Raw genomic sequence first — 19,775 nt, 5'->3', positions numbered from 1 at the left:
GCACTAGCGCACGCGGATAACAGCATGATGATTGGAGTAAAGGCGTTCGACTTCCGCTGCTCGCAGTGTTAGCACTGCACGCTGGTTGACGTAGCCTTTATCGGTGATTTCACCCAGCTCGAGAGACGGCGGTGTGGAGAGCAGCACTGCACGCATAGGTCTCTGTGATGACCCAAGGCCCGCACCGAAATCACACAATGCCCGGGTAAGAAGTTGTCGCACCTCTTCGCACGCCGCGAGTTCTTCGCCGTTCATTTTCGAGGCGTGGTCGCATGCCAGCGCACGCAGAGCTCCGGATGGAAAAAGCAGCAAGCCAACTTCGTCGCGGTCGTGTCCGGTCACTACAGCGTCCATAACGTACGGATTCAGTGCTGAAACAACGCGAACGCGAAGTGTGCCGACGGAAACCCATGTGCCGGTGGTCAGCTTGAAATCTTCCGCGATGCGGCCGTCAAAAATCACGCCGCAGTTGGGGTCGTCCGGATCGGCAAGACGGCCGGCGTCGCCAATGCAGTAAAACCGTTCCTCGTCGAATGCGGCTTCAGTACGCTCAGGATCGTCCCTGTAAGTGGAAAACACAGATGGTCCGCGAACCCGCATCTCAAGCTTGTCCTGACACGGCACGAACTTGAGCTCGACACCCGGAACGGGAACGCCGATGTTGCGCGAATCCACAGTCGAAAAGTGCGCGCTCGTAATGACCGGCGAGGTCTCGGTCGCACCCCACTCGGTCGTCAGGAACACTGGGTCGTCTCGCACGGCCAAAGAGAGGGCGCGAACCCGGTCCGCTGTCTTCTGCGGAAGCGCAGCAGCAGCGAAAAAAAGCATGTCGAGCCGCTCGAAGAGCGCCGAGGCAGCCTCGGGGTCTCTCTCCAGCAAAGGTAACAGCGCGTCGAATCCTCGCGGCACGTTGAAGAACAAGGTCGGGCGAACGTCCTTCAGGTTCTGCACAGTGCGCTCGATCATCCCCGGCACTGGCCGGCCATCGTCGATATAAAGCGAACCGCCGTTCCGCAGAATCAGGTTGAAATTGTGGTTGGCGCCAAACGTGTGACTCCACGGTAACCAGTCGAGCACGACAGGTTGCGCCTGGTCGACAAAGCGCCAGCACTGCGCAATCATTTGCTGGTTCGCGCACAGCATGTCGTGTGTGGTGACGACAACCTTCGGCTTCCCAGTCGAACCCGATGTCAGCAATAAGCGAGCGGGAGTTTGAGGGGTGACTCGAAGGAACGCCCGCTCCACAGCATCCGTCGGCGCTCCCGATTCCAGATCGGAGAACGAGATAGCGCCCGACCGAACGTTACGCGTGTAGACCACATGGCAGCGACCGACATAGCTCTCGATTGCGCGACCATAGACCTCGCCGTCCTCCGCGTAAATCACTGCCGGCGTGAGCTGGTCGAGCATGGCGTGCAGCTTTGTGTGATCCGAGGCCGCGCGTGAATACGCTGACGATACGATTGCGATCGGTATGCCAACATGCATCGCTGCCAACGACAGCAGCGCAAGATTGACACTGTTGTCCGACAAAGCGACAACAGCCGTACCCGCAGGCACCTTGAGGTTGAGTAATGCCTGCCCCAGTCGGCGCACCTTGTCGAAGGCAGTCGCATAACTGACCTCGCGCCAGGTATTCCGTGAATTGTCGAGGTCACGCTCGGCAATGAACGTGGCACTGGGGGTCTTCCGGGCCCATTCAATCAGCCATTCTCCGACCCGGCGATGATAGGGTTGGAGAAGGTCAGCCGACCGCAGCACGAAGCTGCCATCGTCCCGGTCCTCGCGAATAATATGTGGAATCGCCAATGCGCCAGGGCGCGCGAGCGGTGATTGCTGGTAAACGCCGGTCAACATGCTGTCTCCATTGCGGCATCAACGCGCCGATGAATGGGCGCGCTAGCAACTGCGCCATTCTTGTTGTTCATTTCGTCTCTCCTCCATCCACTGCGTCTATCGGATGACTAACCGAGGCTGCAGGAAACCGATCCAAGGCCATCAATCTGAACGTCGATCTGGGCGCCACTGGATACCGCAACCATCGGACCGAGCGCACCTGAAAGCACCACGTCGCCTGCGCGTAACGGCTGATTGCGTATCGCGAGCGTTTTGGCGAGCCACCACGCCGCATAGAGCGGATTGCCCAGGCATGCGGCACCGGAACCTTGGGATGCCAGGTCTCCATTCACGATGCAACGCATCTGACATGCGACGAGATCAACGTCGGAAATGCGATGCGGCGTGTCTCCGAGCACATAGACGCCACAAGATGCATTATCTGCAATCGTGTCGACGAGCGTTATCTTCCAGTCGTTGATAACGCTGTCGACAATTTCGATTGCGGGCAAGACGTACTCCACACCTTGCAGAAAGCGTCCCCAACTGATGACCTCGTCATCGAGATCGCGCCCGAACACAAAAGCAATCTCCGCTTCCGCCTTGGGTTGAATAAGGCGACCGGCCGGCACCACAGCGCCGGTCAGATATTCCATGTCATCGAAGAGCACTCCGAAGTCCGGTTGATCAACGCCCAGTTGTTGCTGAACCGCCTTCGAGGTCAAGCCGATTTTCTTACCGATAACCCTGCTGCCGGCCGCCACAGCCGCCCGTGTATTGATCTCCGCGACCGCATACGCTGCGTCAATGCCTTCAATGCCGAACGTTTCGGAAATGCGCGGAATGGTTGTGCGCGCCTGTCTCGCCTGGCGCAGCACTGTAGCAGCCTGTTCGATGCGCTCTTCGGTCATTGCATCGCTCCTTCGTTGCAGTTCACCGCCACGACTGCCGATTTCCAGCCTTGGACCTGCCGTGAAAGCCGCTCGATCGCTTCACGTTCAGCAGCGAGACACTCCGCGTACTCTTGCGCAAGACGATCCACGATCTTCGAGAGCGGCTCAACCGCCGTCACCGCACCCACGCCGTGACCAGCCGACCATACGTCCTTCCACGCCTTCGGCGCCGTGCTGATGTCGCCGGAGAAGTCGATCTTCTTCGCTTCGCTGACCTCCACCGCGGCAAGCCCTGCCCGCTCCAGTGTGGGACGCAGCCAGTTCGCCAGCACCCCCGAGACTGCCTTCGAAGCGACCAGGTCCTCCATGTTGCTATCCACCAGCATGTCCCGGTAAGCGGGCTGCGCCATGCTTTCCTCGGCCGCGATGAAGCGGGTGCCGAGAACCGCGAAATCGGCGCCAATCTGCTGCGCGGCACGCGTGTGAGCACCGGTCGAGACAGCGCCCGCGAGCCCGAGCGGGCCGCTCCAGAACCTGCGCACTTCGTCGACAAAGGAGAACGGGTGGTAGGTGCCCGTGTGGCCGCCGGCGCCAGAACACACGAGAATGAGGCCATCCACACCAGCCTCGACTGCCTTGCGAGCCATCGCCGGGGTGGCCACGTCGGCCATCACAAATCCGCCGTAGCCATGAACGTGATCGAGAACACGACGGGGGCTGCCCAGCGCCGTGGTGACAATTTTCGGCTGATAGCGAAGCACCAGTTCGAGCTCGGCGTCAAAGCGGTCGTAGCTGCTGTGAACGATCATGTTAAGTGCCCACGGCGCAGTGCCGCCGAGAGCTGCACCGGCCGCGATCGCGCTCAGTGCATCGTCGAGCGCGCTAATATTGCGCGCGTTCGGCGCCGCATACGTGCCAACGATACCCGCTCGCGACGCCTCGATGACGAGTTCCGGACTCGAGACGAGGAACATCGGAGCCGCCATAACCGGAAGGCGAGTTTGCGCGAACAATTCGCGAAGTTGGGGAGCTGTAGACTTTTCTAGCATGATGTTCCGATAAGCGGTTTGCGTTACGGTGCTTTCCTGCGCGCGGGGCGCCCACGAATTTCCCAGCCACCATCACTTTGGAGAATCGCCGCGGTCGTCGCTGGCGAGTTGGTTCGGGACGCTAGAAGCACATAGTGACCGGTGTGGTCTTCGGGTTGCGCGATGAAGCCGAGCGGCACGGCATCCGCCACCGCATCCGCGAAACCGGGAATATCCGACAGTCGATCATTCTCCCGCCCCAGCGATTGCGGTCCCTTGAGTGGTGTAACGGTCCCACCCGGAGCAACTCCATTCACGCGAACATCCGGCGCAAGTTCATAGGCCAATTGCTTGATGAGACCCACGCACGCGTGCTTGGACGCGACGTACACAGGACCGCCGCCTCCCGCGTAGAAGCTCGCATTCGAGAGCGTGAAAATCATGCTCCCGCGGCTTTCCCGCAGCGCAGGGGCGGCAGCATGGGCGGCGAGCATATAACCCAGCACATTGACGCCGAAGACCTCTTCGAAGGTTGCCTTCAGCGTGGGACCGTCGAACTTGCGCAGCGCCGCGAAGTGGTCCCACACGCCTGCATTGCCAACCAGCGTGTCGAGCTTTCCGAACTTGCGCAAGGTCGCATCCACAGCCTCGGCGTTGGCCTCCGGAGAGCGCACGTCGCCGACGGTCACCACGATCTTGCCGCCGAACTCTTCGTACATGGAGTCGGCCTGCGCGGCGTTGCGAATCAGAACACCCACGCCCTGCGCACCTTCGGCCAGGAAGCGGCGAACCACTGCGAGTCCGATGCCGGAATTTGCGCCCGTTACAAGCGCGACATCATCGTTTAGCCAGCCCATGGTCAGAAGAATGTGTTGATGTTTTTCGACATCAGCAGAGACTGCGTGATGATGACTTTTCGACGCGCGATACGCAGTGCACCGTCGACTTCACGAAGAAGATCCTCGCGACGGCCCAGCAGCAAATCGTTGTCCGCTTCACCCCGGCTTCGATAATTCACGAACACCGAATGAACGACGTACTCTCCATCCTTCTCCGCGCGACACGCTTCAACATTGCTGATGACGTGGACATGCCGCGTCGGCGGATCTTCTGCCCACGCCGACGGCTGCATGAAACGAGCCACGCGGCGTTCGAGGTCGAGATGGCAATCGTCGAAATACGCCCCACGTCCGGGCGCGTATGAGCCCAGCCGGTCTGCCCTTCTGCGATTCTCGATCGCTGGCATCCAGTAGTGAATGTCGGGCGTCATGAGCGCGAGCCATTCTTCCCACCGCTCGCTGTCGAGCAGACGGGCCTCGCGGAACAGAAACTGTTCGATTCGATGTGCGAGTTCGCGCTCGACCAGTCTCTCATCGTCGGAGACGAATTCAGCTTTGACATTTGCGTTCATGCGCTTACCTTGCTGTCCTCGTGTTGAAACGCGCTCTCGGGCAACCCAGCCTTATCGCGCTTCGGCACTTCGTCCCACGAGCGGGCGCCCATCAGGTCTGCCCAACGCTGGTAGAAAGCGCGATGGTTCGCCTCGTTCACCTGGTTGCGGAAGACGTTGCCCGGCAGTTCCGTATCCGTAAGACGCGAGCCAAGACCGAGGCCCATGTACAGTTCCTGCTGACGGGTGACGAAACCCGCGTTGGTGCGCGTCGAGAACTCGAAATTTTCTCCATCGTCCATTTCAAACACACCTGACGGCGAGAACGTCATCATCGTGCCCTTGATCCAGCGGTCCTTGATTTCCTGCGGAGCGCTGCGATTCACGATGGTCCACGTATGCAGTTCGATCTTTCCTGGACCGCGTGGGTGCCAGACACGGAATGTGTTCTGGCCCGGCAGAAACGAGAGATTCGGAAATACGCTGACCGAGGAAATTGAGCCGATCATCTTCGAGCGGAACTCGCCTAACCGCTGCGCCACCGTAGGCTGAATGCCGTACAGATACTTGCGGATTTCCTTATCGCCCAAAGTCGCCGCATTGCCGACGACATCAAGGTTGAACTCCCATCCGTGGCCGTTGAAATTTACGTGATAAGAGTCGGGGTCGCGGTACACGTCGGAGACGGGGCCGCCGAGCATCGCACGAGCAGCGGAATCGTGAGTCCAGAGCGCGTGGTAGATGTCACCGATAAAATTCTCGACCGGCACCTTCCAGTTGCAATTGATGACGGACTTCACACAGCCGCCGACGAACTCCGTGCCCTGCCCGTCCATATCGAGCAACACGTCGAGATAGAAGCGGAAATCACCCAACCACTCGTCGAGCGGCGGCGCATCCGCGTCCATGTTGCCGAACACGAGTCCCTTATACGATGCCACCTGTGCGACAGGATGGAGTCCATGTTCGCTAGCCTTCATGCCACTTGCGTCGAAGAGCTCCTGACCTGCCATGCCGCGCAATTCACCGTCAATGCCGAAACTCCAGCCGTGGTAATTACAGACGAAACTCCGCGCATTTCCCGCGTCCGTGAAATTCAGCTTGTTACCGCGGTGCGGGCAGGTATTCAGGAACGCCTTGATCGACCCATCTTTCTGGCGAACGACAATGACATTATCTTCCGCCATATACGTGGTGAGATAATCGCCCGCCTTCGGCAATTGCGATTCGTGGGCGAGAAAGAGCCAGCTCCGGGCAAAGATCTTTTCGAGTTCCTGCTCGTAAATCTGGTGATCCCAGTAGACTCGGCGCGAAAGGCTGCCTTTCTCGAGGTCGATCAACCGGTCGAGGTAGGAAAGCGGCTCGCTTGCCGCGTCGCGCTTGAGTCGCGGGCAAGCACCCGTGCAATCATGTGACATCTGCGCCTCCTTCAGACCGATGAAACCGCGTCTTCCGACTCGGCATCCAGATCGGCGAATACTTCGTCGCCTTCCTCGATGACCCGATACGTACGCAGGTCGACAGTGCATGGAAATGCAACGGCCTGGCCTGTCGGAATATGGAACTGTCCGTCGTGGACCGGGCACGCAATCAGGTCGCCGTCGACAATCTCCCCTGCCGAAAGCGACGCGGTTGCGTGGGTGCAAGTGTCGCTGGTCGCATAGAAACGACCTTCCAGGTTGTAGACGGCTAGTGGACAACCGCTGCCTTCGACCTTACGCATCTCGCCAGGCGCGAGTTCTTCGCGCTTGAGCAGAAAGACCTTGTTCATAAAACACACTCCGTTATTGCAGATGCAGCTGGACGAAGCCGAGCCCGGTGACCCATTCTGGAACAGGTGCGTAGTCGATGACCTCGCCACGCGCCCCCGCGAGCGCACCCATCGCGCACGCCCAATTGCGAATTTCCATACCGCCGTTTCCGCCGTTCTTGAGGATGTACTCATCACTCAAGCGCGCGATCGCGTCCACGTCACAGCTAGTCGCGTAGTCGAGAATCTCGCGATCGAAAGCTTCGTTGACGCGGCCCATATCCGCCGTGCCGACCCAGTGGCTGATACCACCGCTGCCGATTACGGCAACCCGTTCGTCGTCCGGCCAAGCGTCAACGGCTTCCCGGATCGCGCGACCGAGCGAAACAGCCCGGGTCAAGCGAATGTATGGGTCGACACCCGCGGCGAGATAAACCGGAATGGTTCCCACTCGCGCACCCGCCTCTCGAAGTGGCTGAACAATCAGTTGATTCGGGATGCTCACAGAGTGGTCAACCGTCAATGCTCGAGCAACTGCCCAGTCGTAGCCATTCGCCAAACCGTGTTCCGCGATGTGTTGCGCCAGGGGCGCGCTATCCGGTATCACTCCCCGCTTCAAGCCAGGGAGAGCATCCAGTGGTCCATCGACGTCGCCAGTACCAATGAGAAAGCTCGGCAGACAGTTCGTCCCGAAGAGCATGTAATGGTCGGCGCCGACGATCACCACACTGGTCGGCCGCAACTCCGCGAGCCGTTCTGCGCAGGTGTCGAATGCCTTCCACATGCGGTCACGGACCTCCTGCTTAGGAGCGTCCGGCGCGACGAACATCACCGGGTCATGTGGCACGAGAAAGCCACCTACTACTTTTGCCATGTCGGCTTTCTCCCTCTCTATTGTTTGAGTGCCGCTACGTGCACGGCCTCACCATCGCTCACGGGACGAAGACGCGCCATGTACGCACGCATATCGCGGTTGGGCGATAGCTCCTGCCAGAAGCCCATTGTCAGCATAGGATTCACGCCCGCCGTCTGGAGCGCGAGGACGTTGAAGTCGAGGACCATCTGGCGCTCGTCGTCGCTGAGCGCGAAGCGCCGGAGAAAACCCTCGGCGTCTTCACGAAAGCGCTGTTTGGCGGCACGATCGACGCTCAATTGATGGAGCACACGCTCGAGTACGTTGCGGCTCATGGCAGTTATTCACAGAAGGCTGTCACGAGGCGCAGGAAATCCGCACGACGCTCGGTTTGCACCCAATGACCGCACTGTCCAAACAGATGCAGATCGGCGCGAGGAATCGCACGGGCGAGCAACTGCCCGCAAGCTGGCGGGACGACGCGGTCTTCACGACCATGCAGCACCAGCGTAGGCGCTTGAATCTTTGCGACGACGTGCTCGGGGAATCCCTTGACCATCGTCGGGCCTTCGGCATTCGGTTTCGGAATCAGCTTGCGCAACGCGTCCTGCGCCCCCGGGCGCGCGCTCGCCTCGTAACGCGACTTGACCATCTCCGGCGTGATAATCGACTGGTCGAACGGGAACAGCCGCATGGTTTGCTCCATGTTTTCAAGCGACGGCTCGTATTGCCACGCTGAGCGAAGACCGGGCGTTTGTTCGAACTCCCCTGCGGGTGTGCCGAGGAGCACGATGCGCTCGACCCGCGACGGATCGAAAACGGCGAGGCCCAGCGAGAGCGCGCCGCCGAACGAATTGCCGACGAATGACGCCTTCTCGATACCAAGCGCATCCATGATGCCCACAAGATGCCGCACCCACAGCTTGATGTCGTACTGGGTGCCTTCCTTGAACTCTGTGAAGCCGAAGCCGGCAATGTCCGGCACGATCACGCGGAATTTTTCCGCCAGATCGGGCATGACACCTTTCCAGTTCGTCCAGCCCGACACGCCGGGACCCGAACCGTGCAACAAGAACAGCGGCTTACCGCGCCCCTCGTCGAAGTAATTCGTCCGATGCTCGGCCGCAACCAGCTCTTTACCCACGCCTTCCAGATTTGCCATCATTTCCTCCATACCCATACGTATGCGTATGTTAGAAGCGACGTTAAATAACGTCAATGATTTGAAGCCTGGGGTTAACGCGGCAGGCGGCGACTACGCACGACGGAACGCACGACGGAAATTCGTCGGAGTGCGTACCGGCCCGCAAATTGAATGGCGGTAAAATGCGTGTTTTCCGGAGCCAATATGGCAGAGACAAAAGCTACTCAGAGCGGTCGCGGGCAGTTCGGCCCGGACGATTGGATTCACGCGGCGCAGCGGGTTTTGCAAAGCCGCAGCATCGACGCCGTCCGCGTGGAAGTGCTCGCCAAAGAGATGGGCGTCACCAAAGGCAGCTTCTACTGGCATTTCAAGGACCGCGACGACTTGATACGGCGTATGTTGACCGCCTGGCGGGACGCAGCGACCGAACAGATCATCTTCCGCTTCGAAAGCCGCGGACTGTCTGCTCGCGAACTGATTCGCGACCTCCTGACACTCCCGTTTCGCGGCGCGTCGGCCAAGGAAGCGGCGGCGACAGAATTGGCAATTCGGGCGTGGGCACGTCGGGACGACGCCGCGAGAAGCGTGCTGGATGAAGTCGACGCCAAGCGCCTGACCTACATCACCCAATGCTTTCGGGCTCTCGGATTTAGCGCGACTGAAGCGAAGTCTCGAGCGTTTGCGCTCTACAGCTACGAGCTTTCAGAATCGCTGCTTTCACAGCAGGGCACTGCGAAGCAGAAAGACGACCGGCGTGCTTTTATGGAAAAACTGCTGCTGACTCCGCTGAATGGAGCAGAGACGCCGTGACGATGTCCCGTCGCCGTCCTCGCGCCGCCTGGACGGCGCAGGGGGCGAGTGGACCGGCGAACCGCCGTTCGTGTCAAGCGCGCTCTACTACCACTTCGCTTATCTGAAGTGTTGGCGCCAAGTCGGTGTAGTTGGCTACGTCATCCATGATCTCTTTCGCATGCGGCCCGAACGCAGCCTGAAAGGACTCAACCGAGTCGCAGAAAAAGTGGCACATGGCAATGTATGTTGGTGGTTGGCCGGGTGCACCGCCTGCAAGCCCTTTATCAACGGTGTAGTACAAACACGCTTCGCCCATGCGCTTCTTGAGCAATGGCATATGCTTGTCGCGGTAGTACTGGTGGTCGAAGCGGGCGCCAGGCGTGTTCGCATACATGACACTAACCTTGATCATCATGGGTCTCCAAGTGGCAGAAAGTGTGCCCCCAAAACGTTGGGGTCCAACACATGAACGATTTGCAACTGTCGTACAGCATACATCATCGTCGACAACGGCCACGGGTTGCCGGGAGACCATGCCTCGCGCGCGCCAGAAGCGATCGGGCCTCACCAACCAGTCACCTCCGGTAGTCAGCTCCGTGATCATGCCGAGGTAGCCAGCAAGGTCTTCAGGTGCAGGTCGATCTGAGCCAGACATTCCGCGTCGGTTCCAAAAAGGGCCAAGTGTCCGTCGACGCTCGCAATCGGCCGGAACTCGCTCCCTGGGATGAGCTTCTGCTCGGCCTCGCAATCCGCTGGCGAGAAGAACATGTCATGGCTGATCGGCATCACGAAGGTCCTCGCCTTGATGCGGCCAAGCGCGACTGCAAGGTCGCCGCCTGTGTGCCGGCTCACGTCTCCATGCTGCCACTTCCAGGCCATGGCGAGCAGGTCGTTCGGGTCCATCGGTGCAAAGTAGCCGGTCATGAAGTTGTCGACGAAGGCTTGCATCGAATCGAAGCCGAGAGCCCTGTGGCGGCCGGCGCGGAAGAACTCCGTGCTCCAACCCATCACCGTCCACATCTTCGCGTGCCGCTTCAAGCCGGCCGCCACCTCGGCAGCCGTAGCGTAGTCGCCGCCCTTGAATCCCTGATCGGTGATGATTGCCTCGACCAGCGTTTCAACGAAGAGGGCGTTGTGCTCGGTGAGCTTCGCAGTTCCTGCGATAGGCGCCGCGCGAAGCACCATCTCCGGGTAGCGCACGGCCCACTCGTAGGTTTGCTGCGCCCCCATCGAACCGCCGACAACCAGCGCCAGCCGCGTGATGCCGAATTTCCCGGTCAGCAGCTGATGCTGCGCGCGCACGTCGTCGCCGATGCGCACCTTCGGGAAACCCGGGCCGGCCTGGTCCCAGCTCGTGTTGTGCGGCGAGGTCGACAGCCCGTTGCCGATCTGGTTGACGACGACGATGAAGTATTTCGTCGGGTCCAGCGCCCGGCCGGGTCCGATGTAGCCCTGCTCAATGATCTTGCTGGTGCCTGAGTACCAGGTCGGGACAAGGATAGCGTTGTCCTTTGCTGCGTTGAGCGTGCCGTGCATGGCGACCGCAAGTCGGCAGTTGGGGATCGAACCGCCCTCTTCGAGCTCAAGCGTGCCGATGTCGATCAGCTCGTAAGGGCCGTGCCCTTCCGGGCCGTAATAGGTGTTGGTGATCATGACGATGCCTTGAAGTGCCGGATGGATAGGTGGTCGAACCTGCAAGATGCAGTCTGCGTGACGGGCGAATGAAGTCAGCTATTCACACCCATGCGCGCGCCACACCCGGCTTCACGCCGCTCTGCAAGCCCGACCAGGCAGAGGTGCGGTTCGATCAGCTCATCGCAAAGCCGGGGTAGCCACTGGCCGCCAGTTCGTCGCATTGGCGGTGGTAATTGCCAACGCCGCCGATGTAGGACAGGAGGCGTCGTGGTTTGCCCTCCACGTTGGAGCCCATGTACCAGGAGTAGGTCTTGACCACTAGAGTGGCAGCGGCCGTCTCGTCATGGTGGGCGACCCATTGGTCCTCGAACGCCTGCGTGGCTTCGACGACCCGCTTGCCGTGCTTGCGCGCGTAGTCGATGCAGTCGGTGATCCAGTCCACCTGCTGCTGCAGGCATGTAGTCATGTTGCACAGCGCCGCCGAGGGCGCCAGCGGTGCACCGGTGGTAAACAGGTTGGGGTAGCCGTGAACCTGCAGCCCCATCGCCGTGCGAATCTCCTGCTGCCACTGCGCCCTGAGCGAGCGGCCACCACGCCCGCGCAGATCGATGCGGCTCAACGCGCCGGAGCCGGCGTCGAAGCCCACGGCCAGGATGATCACGTCCACCTCGTGGACCTTGCCGTCGGCCGTCCTGATGCCTTCGGGCACCACGCACTCGATGGGCGACTGGCGGCAGTCGACCGCCTCGACGTTGTCCTGGAGGTAGACCTCGAGGTACTTGTTCTCCAGCGGAACGCGGTGCGTGCCGAAGCCGTAGTCGGTGGGGATCAGCAGCTTGCACAACGCCGGGTCGTGATGCAGCCGCTCGCGCATCTTGCCGCGCACGAACTCCGACACGTCGTGGCTGACGGCCTCGTCAAAGAACATCTCGGCGAAGGTGGCCAGCCACATTGCCAGCGAGCCCTCCTCCCAGAACTTCTCCAGCACGGCGAGGCGCTGCTCGGGGGTCTTCCCGGCCCAAGGCCCGCTCTCAAAGTCATAGTGAAAACCAGCAAAGGTTCCGCGCACCCGCTTCTTCAACTCGTGAAACTGCGCACCCCACTGGTCCCACTCGGCCTGGCTGTACTTGGGGTTCTTCATCGGAACCACGTACTGCGGCGTGCGCACGAAGATCTTCATCGAGCCGACTTCTGGGGCAATCGTCTGGATCACCTGGATACCGGTCGCACCGGTGCCCACCACCGCCACGCGCTTGCCCTTGAGGTCTACCGGCTCCTTGGGCCAGAGACCGGTGTGGAAAATCTGCCCGTTGAAGCTGGACTGGCCGGGAAAGCGGTCCGTGAGCGGTGCGGACAGCATGCCGCAGCAGGCGACGAGGTACTGCGCGTCGATCTGCTCGCCCTTGTCGGTGGTGATGATCCAGCGCTGGGTGTCTTCATTGTAGTGGGCCGATGCGATGCGCGTGTTGAACTGGATATCCTTCTTCAGGTCGAGCCGGTCGGCCACGAAGTTGAGCCACTGCTCGGTTTCGGGCTGGGCCGGAAAACGCTCGCTGGGCTTCCACGACTTGTAGAGTTCTTCCGAGAACCAGTATTGGTAAACCTCGACCTGCGAGTCGAAGCGGGCACCCGGGTAGCGGTTCCAGTACCAGGTGCCTCCGACACCCGACGCGGCGTCGTAGGCCCGGACGGTAAGCCCCATCTCGCGCAGACGGTGCAGCTGGTAGAGGCCGGCCACACCGGCACCGATAACGACGGCGTCGAGCCGGGTTACCCCATCGGCACGGTCTGGGTTGGACAGATTCGAAGAATGCGTGGGAGCGTTCATGGTGTTTGTCTCCTTGTTCCGGTCACTGCAACGACCGTGATGCAAGGATACGAACCGTGTCCGCGCAAATCTTGAACGGGTGGGTGAAAGTCTTGAACGAAAACGTGAGGCGGCTGGCGCGCACCGGCGGCGTTCAGGCGGTGCCCTGGCGGCGCAATGCTGCGGGCGTCACACCCAACCTGCAGTTCATGACGCGTGTCATGTGCGCCTGGTCGGCAAAGCCACAGGCCGACGCAATCGCCTTGACCGGCATGGCGCCCTGCGACAGCAGGCGCCTGGCTCGTAATACGCGCAGCTCCATGATGTAAGCGTGGGGTGCCTTGCCAAACGACTGGCGAAAGCGCCGGCCCAGCGTCCAGGTTCCCATTCCACTCATGCCAGCCAGATCCTCCAGCGTGATGCCCTCGTGAAGACGTGTTTCGATGTACTCGACGAGTCGGCGACAGAGAGCCTGCGGCAGCCCACCTTGATGGGCCGGTTCACGGTACGACACGCAAGCGTAGTTGCGCAGCAGATGAACAGCAAGCTGCGTGCTAAGAGCCTCGACGTAAAGCGCGCCACCAACCGCACAACTGCCAGCCTCCTGGGCAATAGTGTCGATAATACTTGAGACGACCGCGTCCTTCGTTTGCAGGAGATCGTGGAGCCGTACGTCCGCAATTGGACGCTCAAGCACATCGGCCGCGACCTTGGACACAAGCGAGTCGGAGAGGTAGGCGTGCGCGACTTCGATCTCGCCCGTCCAGTGCCAGTGCGACTCCTGGGAGCGGGTGAGCAAGGATATGTCACCGGGGTGGCAGTGGGTTCGGGTCCAACGCCCCTCAAAGCGGCGCTCCATGCGTGTGCTGCCGCGCTTGTAGGACACGATCATGAAGTCCACCATCCCCGGTACCGGCACATCAAGCGGCTCGTAGCGGTAGGCGCGTAGACCCACGCCGTTCCATCCGAGACCCTCGCTGGATCGCAGCAGTTCTCCGGGCACCCACTTAGGGAGTTCGCTGGGAGTGATGAACTGCCTCATATTTGACTCTCCGCTCGACGGGCGCCGCGATAGAGCGGCGAGTTTCTCTGATCCGGCGGATTGTCTCGCGCCGGAGCGCGCTTTCTATGATTAGAACCGCTGACGAATACCGACCCGAGCCATAACCTGCTTGCTGCTCGACGAAGGACCCGCGGCGTCCGGATTCGCGGCAAACTCCAGCCCGGTGCCCGCTACGTCGGAAGCACTCGCAACCTTGACGTAGCTGCCCTGAACATACACGTCGGTCCGCTTCGACAGGTTGTAGTCGGCTATCAGACCAAACTGATGGTACTTCGGCTTGGCGCTATTACCCGCCGTGCCATCGTATGAAGCCTGGGTATAGGTGTACATGCCGCCCACGAAAAACGACGGCGTAAACTGATACTTGGCGTTCACCTCGAAGTTGTTAAACTTGAGCGACGATGCTGCACCGAGTGTCGGGCTCGGGGTCAGGTTAGCGTACTCAGTCGCCGTTGGTTGCGACAGCTGCGTATGGGTGTACACGAAGGTGAGTGTTGCAGAGGCAATCGTGTAGTTGATGCCCACTCCGAATACGCGCTGACGAGCCGCAGTCCAACTGCCATCGGTGCCGCTCGAACCGAGATTCGCAACGGCCCCGGCGGAGCCATTATTAGGGCTATCGACGTTCAGGTATGCAGCGGCAACGTTCAGAGGGCCATTGATATATTGTGCGCCTACGCTCTGCGCACGGTTGACCGCGAAATTGGTTGAGTTGCTGAAGGCATATGCTCCGCCGAACGTGAAGCCCGCATAGTCGACGCTGGTGTACTTGACCGCATTGTTGATACGAAACGAGTTGTCCGTGTTGTCATTGTCATAGGGGTGCGAGAACATTGCGCCGCCCCAGTTACCGTTGGCGGTCAGCGGAGCCAAATAGTCAACAAGGGAATCGTATTGGCGGCCGAGCGTAAGCGTACCGATCGTTGTGCTAGCCACACCGACGTAAGCCTGACGGCCAAACTCTTGCCCTTCCTGCGCAAACTTGCCGTTGTTCACATTCAAACCGCTTTCCAACCGGAAGATCGCCGATAGACCGCCACCCAGGTCTTCCGCGCCCTTCATGCCCCAGCGCGAACCTTGCGCGTCGCCGCTTGACAGGGCGTAGAGGCTGTGCCCCCCAACGTTATTTGTATAGTCCAGCCCTTCGTCGATGAGGCCATACAACGTGACGCTGCTTTGCGCATGCGCAGCGCCAGCAAACGCGCTCAAAACACCCAATGCAATAAGCGATTTTTTCATCGAAGTTCACTTTAGATTACTCATAAGTCAGGAATTTAGCAGACATATGGTCTATGCTTGAGCGAGGGCAACTGACAGGATCGCTCATGAAACGAGACGGCCGGAGCCTGGCTCACAACACGCTAGAAGAGATGCGCATCCTGGCAGTTCGACGCATGGCTGAGGGGGAGCAGCCGGACGATGTTGCAGCCTCGTTTGGAATGCATCGATCCTGGGCATACAAGATCCGGGCTCAGGCACGTGGTCGCGGCCGCGGCCTGCGTGTGCTGCTCTCGACCAAAGGCACAGGGCGCCCTCGAAAGCTTACGCACGCACAGGAACGGCAGGTGCTGCGCTGGATCAATGGCAAGAACCCGATGCAGTATGGATTTGACTTCGGCCTGTGGACGCGCAATCTGGTACGCGAACTGGTGCAGCGGGAGTTCGATGTCACGTTGAGCCTGGCGTCGATCGGCGCGATGCTCGCGCGCTTGAACCTGACGCCACAAAAGCCGTTGCAGCGCGCTTACCAGCGAGATCCGGAGGCGATCGAGCGCTGGCAGCACGACACGTATCCGGCCATTGTCAGGCAAGCTCGCGAGGAAAATGCCGACATCTTCTTCTGGGACGAATCCGGCTTTAGGGCCGATTCCGTGCATGGCAGGACCTGGGCGCAACGCGGCGAAACGCCAGTCGTCGACCGACCGGGTCAGAGGCAAAGTATGAGCGCGGCATCTGCTGTCAACTCGAAGGGGGCCTTCTGGTTTGCAACGTACGAAGGTGGACTCAGCGGTGAGTTGTTCGTGACGTTGCTCAGGAAGTTGATGTTCAACCGCCGCAAGGCGGTTCATCTGGTCGTCGACGGATTGCCTGCCCATAGGAAAGCCATCGTCAAGGAATATGTCGACAGCACGCAAGGAAAACTGACTTTGCACTTCCTGCCGGGTTACGCACCAGACCTCAATCCGGATGAGCTGGTGTGGAGTCACGTCAAGCGCACAGGCGTTGCGCGACGCCCGTTGCGAAAAGGCGAAAAGCTGGGTCCGCGAATCCACGAGCAGCTTGCTCAAATTGGACGAGACCCAACTCTCGTGCGCTCCTTCTTCAGGCACCCATCTGTCCGCTATGTTTCTGACTTATGAGTAAGTAGTTGAAATGTCTCTTCCAGATACGTCGTACTACTACATAATTTGAGCTTAATGAGAATTGATGCGCACACCTGTTCTGAAGGTCGGCGTGCCGGTTCGCCGCCTACGGTCGAACTGCTCCCGGCAGACCATGGCCAGCGTTCACCCGATTGACCCGAGAGAATCCTTCAGGTGGAACGGCTCCGCCTCCGCCGCAAGCTGGGGCCACGGCACCACGTGTTCCGTCCCACTCATCCAACGTACGAGATTCGCTGACCATTTAAATAACCTGAATAGGTCCGCTTTCTCCTAGTAGAAATTTCTAACAAAATCCAAAATTTTCCGATAGATTTTCCGCATGACAGAACAGACCAGGAAAAACGAGGCCGTGCCAAAAATCAGGACCACAGCCACCGCAGCCGGCCGCGGCGTGATCTCCTCGCGAATGTCCTCCAGCATCAGGAGAGGCAGCGTCTTCATCGAAGATGAATTCAGGAACAGAGCCACGTCTACGTCATTAAAGCCAATCAGAAAGGCAAAAACGAATCCGCTGAGGATGGCCGCTCCAAGTAGTGGGACTATTACAGTCCGCAACACGACAGGTGCCGTCGCGCCGAGTGAGGTCGCCGCGCGTGACAGCGATGGATCGAGCCGGGTGAGAGCAGCCCCGATGACGAAAATCGGATAGGGCAAGCCCATGACCGCGTAAGCGCTGATGAAAGCCAGCGGAGAACCGATGAGTCCCAGCCTTGCTGCCAGATAGAACATCGCTACCGCCATCACGATCGGCGATATCACAAGCGGAACCGCACCGTTGACAAACACGGCGAGGCGAAGCTTCGCCGAGAGTCGGGCGCCGCCAAGTACGGCCAGCCCTCCTGCAACAGTGGCCAGAGCGGCTGATGTCAGTCCGATGAACAAGGACTGTAGCGTGGAATCAACCCACTGAGCGGAGCTCAGGTAGCTGGTGAACCACTTCGCCGACAGACCAGGCGGAGGAAAGGAAACAAAGGGCGCCGAACTGAAGGCCAATGGGAACAGGATGAGCAGCGGGACGATCAGCAGCATGAACGTGAAGCTCGCGATGGAAATGGCGATTGGCCATCTAAACCTCGCTAGCCTGCGCACGACACGTTCGATCGAATGGGCAACAGCCCCGTAGAAACGCTGCATCCCCGATTTCAATCCGGACGACGGGCTTGCCGACTGCTGCGCCGACGTCGAACTCAACGCCAGGAGCAACGGCGACATGCACGCAGAGGTAAGCCCTCCTACCAGCACGAGTAGCACAACAGCATGGGCGGCGGCACCCGATTGGTCTGCGAGACTGTTCACACGGACCTCGATCGCCTGACTGAGGAAATACGTCCCCGGCGGCCCAAGCAAGGCTGGCGTTTCGTAGAAACCGAGAGAGGTCATGAATACAAGCGCACAACCCGCAATCACGCCTGGCGCGGCTAAAGGTAGAAAGACTGTGAGGAAGGCCGTAACCGGGTCGCTGCCAAGACTCTGAGCCGAGCGCCTCAGGTCCGGGGGAACACGACGCATCACGCTGTAGGCCGGCAGGATAAAAAGCGGGAGCTCGACCTGCACCATCGCGACAATCATACCCAGATGGGTATAGGCAAGCCGTACCGGCTGGTCGATCAGGTGCAAACTCAACAGTGCCCCGTTCACCAGGCCGTTGTTTCCAAGCACGACCACCCATGAGTAGCTTCGTATCAGCGCGCTAACGAAAAACGGTCCAGTGACTGCGAGCACCGTAAGTGTGAGCAGCCAAGGCCGGTTGATTCGCGCCATACAATACGACGTTGGCACACCAAGGCATAAGCACCCAAGCGTCACCCAAACGCTATTGACGACCGTGGAGAAAAAGATATGCCTGAAGGCGCCGCCCAACAGCTCTTCGTAAGCGCGCAGCGACCAGCCTGCAGAAGAGTGCACGCTATCGAGCAATGTCCCGGCGACGGGAATCCACAGAAACACTGTCACCAATAATGCGGCCGGAAGCAGCAGCATATAGGGGCGTCCCGCCGGAAACAGGCGGGACAAGGTTTTCTCTAACGCCGGGTGTTGCATCGTTGACTGGTGATTCACGAACTCTTCTCCTGTTGACCGGCCATGTAACGATCAGCTTTGCAACCACTTTTCCCAAAGCTGCGTCGCGAGCGTTTCATTGCTGACGCCAGGTGACGCCTCGGCTGCCCACCACTCGTAATTTGTGGCCAGTTGCAAGTCCCGAACGGCTGGCGCCGAAGGCATCTGACTAATCCGCTCGGGCGTCATGTGGGCAAACGCGCGGCTGTTCGTCGGCCCATAGTTAATCAAAGTGGCGAACTCAGCCTGGCGATCTGCCCGAGTCGCGAAAGCAATAAATTTCATGGCGTTTGCCGCGTTGGCGGAGCCCTTCGGGACAACCCAGTGATCCCAACTGAGAATGCCATCCCTCCAGCTAAATGCGATCTTTGCACCCTTAGCCTGCATGTCGCTAACGCGCCCGTTGTAGGCGCTGGCGATGGTGGCGTTACCGTCCACCAGCATCTGCACAGGTTCGGCCATACCTGACCAGAATCTGGCCATGTCCGGTTTGATCCGGTCCAAACTCTTGAACGCACGTTTCCAGTCGATCGGATAGATTTTGTCGTGAGTCACGCCATCCGCCATTAATGCAATCTCAAAGGTACCCCCGCCGGGGAAAGCGCCTCCGTCGGCGAGCGTGCGCTGGCCGACGAACAACTTCGAATCCCAGAAGTCCTTCCATGTGGCGGGCGCGCGAGACTTCGCAACACTGTCTGCGTAGGCGAGAACGATCGATCCGAATAAGGACGGAACGCCATACGGGTGGGCCGGCACCGGTTTTAGCGCCGCCAGGTCCTGCGGATCGAATGCCTTAAAGTCTATCGGCAGAAGCAGATTGCTGCGGCTGAATTCCGGCAGCTTCGCTCCCGTCAGGTCGACTACGTCGGCAACGGGAGAACCCGCGAGCACGCTCGCTTTCAGCTTGCCCGGAAGCGCATAGGGCACGAGGTCTACACGAATACCCGTTTCCTTTTCGAACGGTTCGAAATATGCCTTGCGCTGCGCGGCGCCCCACGCTCCACCTCCGTCGGTGATGGTCACCGAGCCGGCGGCGGCCCATGACGACATGGGTAGCACAGCGCTGGCCAATGCTGCGGCACCACCCTTCAGGATATCTCTACGCGTAAGACCTTGATGCTTTGAACTGGATTTCATGTCGC

General features: G+C 59.9%; 19 protein-coding genes. 2 read left to right on the top strand and 17 right to left on the bottom strand.

Annotated features, from left to right (window positions below; all coding sequences use genetic code 11):
- Positions 1–3: 3 nt before the first annotated feature.
- From AYM40_RS26560 to AYM40_RS26515, 10 genes are all read right to left on the bottom strand, one after another.
- Positions 4–1,857: a feruloyl-CoA synthase gene (locus AYM40_RS26560; protein ID WP_063499132.1), complete on the bottom strand. Its 1,854-nt coding sequence runs from the start codon at positions 1,855–1,857 to the stop codon at positions 4–6.
- 107 nt (positions 1,858–1,964) lie between these two features.
- Positions 1,965–2,747: a 2-keto-4-pentenoate hydratase gene (locus AYM40_RS26555; RefSeq protein ID WP_063499131.1), complete on the bottom strand. Its 783-nt coding sequence runs from the start codon at positions 2,745–2,747 to the stop codon at positions 1,965–1,967.
- On the bottom strand, positions 2,744–3,778 hold the full coding sequence (locus AYM40_RS26550) for an NAD(P)H-dependent flavin oxidoreductase (RefSeq protein WP_063499130.1): 1,035 nt from the start codon (positions 3,776–3,778) through the stop codon (positions 2,744–2,746). Before AYM40_RS26550 ends, AYM40_RS26555 begins: the two co-directional genes overlap by 4 nt.
- 23 nt (positions 3,779–3,801) lie before the next feature.
- A complete protein-coding gene (gene hcaB / locus AYM40_RS26545) occupies positions 3,802–4,614 on the bottom strand; it encodes a 3-(cis-5,6-dihydroxycyclohexa-1,3-dien-1-yl)propanoate dehydrogenase (RefSeq protein WP_063499129.1) in 813 nt (270 codons plus the stop codon).
- A gap of 2 nt (positions 4,615–4,616) precedes the next feature.
- A complete protein-coding gene (locus AYM40_RS26540) occupies positions 4,617–5,168 on the bottom strand; it encodes a 3-phenylpropionate/cinnamic acid dioxygenase subunit beta (RefSeq protein WP_082855320.1) in 552 nt (183 codons plus the stop codon).
- Positions 5,165–6,565: a Rieske 2Fe-2S domain-containing protein gene (locus AYM40_RS26535; protein WP_063499128.1), complete on the bottom strand. Its 1,401-nt coding sequence runs from the start codon at positions 6,563–6,565 to the stop codon at positions 5,165–5,167. Before AYM40_RS26535 ends, AYM40_RS26540 begins: the two co-directional genes overlap by 4 nt.
- Positions 6,566–6,576: 11 nt before the next feature.
- The gene (locus AYM40_RS26530; RefSeq protein WP_063499127.1) at positions 6,577–6,918 is read right to left on the bottom strand and encodes a non-heme iron oxygenase ferredoxin subunit; all 342 of its coding nucleotides are present in this window, start codon (positions 6,916–6,918) and stop codon (positions 6,577–6,579) included.
- Between the two features lie 13 nt (positions 6,919–6,931).
- Positions 6,932–7,771 (bottom strand): protocatechuate 3,4-dioxygenase, encoded by an 840-nt coding sequence (locus AYM40_RS26525; protein WP_063499126.1) that lies wholly within the window; start codon positions 7,769–7,771, stop codon positions 6,932–6,934.
- A 17-nt stretch (positions 7,772–7,788) separates the two neighbouring features.
- Positions 7,789–8,085, bottom strand: coding sequence for an extradiol ring-cleavage dioxygenase (locus tag AYM40_RS26520; RefSeq protein ID WP_063499125.1), 297 nt, complete (start codon positions 8,083–8,085; stop codon positions 7,789–7,791).
- A 5-nt stretch (positions 8,086–8,090) separates the two neighbouring features.
- Entirely contained in the window at positions 8,091–8,915 is an 825-nt protein-coding gene (locus tag AYM40_RS26515; protein ID WP_181448465.1) for an alpha/beta fold hydrolase, read from the bottom strand.
- Between the two features lie 183 nt (positions 8,916–9,098).
- Between AYM40_RS26515 and AYM40_RS26510 the strand changes: the two genes are divergently transcribed.
- Positions 9,099–9,704: a TetR/AcrR family transcriptional regulator gene (locus AYM40_RS26510; protein ID WP_082855319.1), complete on the top strand. Its 606-nt coding sequence runs from the start codon at positions 9,099–9,101 to the stop codon at positions 9,702–9,704.
- A 73-nt stretch (positions 9,705–9,777) separates the two neighbouring features.
- Here the strand turns inward: AYM40_RS26510 and AYM40_RS26505 are convergent, their stop codons facing one another.
- The 5 genes from AYM40_RS26505 to AYM40_RS26485 form a co-directional block, all read right to left on the bottom strand.
- Positions 9,778–10,098: an EthD family reductase gene (locus AYM40_RS26505; protein ID WP_063500713.1), complete on the bottom strand. Its 321-nt coding sequence runs from the start codon at positions 10,096–10,098 to the stop codon at positions 9,778–9,780.
- 188 nt (positions 10,099–10,286) lie between these two features.
- A complete protein-coding gene (locus AYM40_RS26500) occupies positions 10,287–11,339 on the bottom strand; it encodes an alpha/beta fold hydrolase (RefSeq protein ID WP_063499123.1) in 1,053 nt (350 codons plus the stop codon).
- A gap of 154 nt (positions 11,340–11,493) precedes the next feature.
- Entirely contained in the window at positions 11,494–13,149 is a 1,656-nt protein-coding gene (locus AYM40_RS26495; protein WP_082855318.1) for a flavin-containing monooxygenase, read from the bottom strand.
- A 133-nt stretch (positions 13,150–13,282) separates the two neighbouring features.
- Positions 13,283–14,170, bottom strand: a complete 888-nt coding sequence (locus tag AYM40_RS26490) for an AraC family transcriptional regulator (protein ID WP_063499122.1) — start codon at positions 14,168–14,170, stop codon at positions 13,283–13,285.
- A gap of 90 nt (positions 14,171–14,260) precedes the next feature.
- A complete protein-coding gene (locus AYM40_RS26485; protein ID WP_063499121.1) occupies positions 14,261–15,430 on the bottom strand; it encodes a porin in 1,170 nt (389 codons plus the stop codon).
- Between the two features lie 86 nt (positions 15,431–15,516).
- Here AYM40_RS26485 and AYM40_RS26480 point away from each other — a divergent pair, with 86 nt between their 5' ends.
- The gene (locus AYM40_RS26480; RefSeq protein WP_181448464.1) at positions 15,517–16,551 is read left to right on the top strand and encodes an IS630 family transposase; all 1,035 of its coding nucleotides are present in this window, start codon (positions 15,517–15,519) and stop codon (positions 16,549–16,551) included.
- Positions 16,552–16,845: 294 nt separating this feature from the next.
- Here the strand turns inward: AYM40_RS26480 and AYM40_RS26475 are convergent, their stop codons facing one another.
- Positions 16,846–18,633, bottom strand: coding sequence for an ABC transporter permease (locus tag AYM40_RS26475; RefSeq protein ID WP_148662305.1), 1,788 nt, complete (start codon positions 18,631–18,633; stop codon positions 16,846–16,848).
- 33 nt (positions 18,634–18,666) lie between these two features.
- A complete protein-coding gene (locus tag AYM40_RS26470; RefSeq protein ID WP_082855317.1) occupies positions 18,667–19,770 on the bottom strand; it encodes an ABC transporter substrate-binding protein in 1,104 nt (367 codons plus the stop codon).
- Between the last annotated feature and the right edge of the window lie 5 nt (positions 19,771–19,775).

Source organism: Paraburkholderia phytofirmans OLGA172 (assembly GCF_001634365.1).
Lineage (GTDB): Bacteria > Pseudomonadota > Gammaproteobacteria > Burkholderiales > Burkholderiaceae > Paraburkholderia.
This window is presented reverse-complemented; position numbering and strand designations above follow the sequence as displayed.